Below are 441 nucleotides of genomic sequence, written 5' to 3'. Positions count from 1 at the left end.
ACACGCATGGCGGTCTCCTGCCGGGCTGGCCGGGTGCGGATCGTTCCTGTCGATGCCCAGCCTAGGTGGATGGGGCGAGGCGAGCAGTGACACAGCCGGTCAGCGACACTGGCGATTCGCGCCAGGCGGACGAACGGTGTGCCCGCGCGCACAGCCTCGGCCGGCCCGGGTGGCCAGGCGGAGCCGGATCGGGCAAGCTGCCTGCACTCATTCAGGGAGGAATGCCATGTTCAGACCGATACTGTTGCTGGGCCTGCTGGCGCTCGCCGGCTGCGTCGAGGATGAAGTGCCGCTGGCCGAGGAGCAGCACCTGCTGCTCAGTGGCGAGGACTTCGCCGCCTATGAGGTGCCGGTGGACGGCCACTACGACAAGCAGGTGACCTACGCCGCGCGGACCATCGACCTCAGCTTCGAGAGCGATGACAACGAGTGGTTCTACCT

Annotated in this window: 1 protein-coding gene; it reads left to right on the top strand. The window is 67.3% G+C overall.

What is annotated here, in order from left to right; all coding sequences use genetic code 11:
- Positions 1–226 precede the first annotated feature (226 nt).
- The coding region (locus tag J0A65_RS25895; RefSeq protein ID WP_206597067.1) for a hypothetical protein at positions 227–441 on the top strand (215 nt) is incomplete at its 3' end.

Origin of the sequence: Bowmanella yangjiangensis (assembly GCF_017255015.1) — a bacterium.
Lineage (GTDB): Bacteria > Pseudomonadota > Gammaproteobacteria > Enterobacterales > Alteromonadaceae > Bowmanella > Bowmanella yangjiangensis.
Note: the sequence above shows the minus strand (reverse complement) of the source record. Positions and strands in the feature narration are given on the sequence as shown.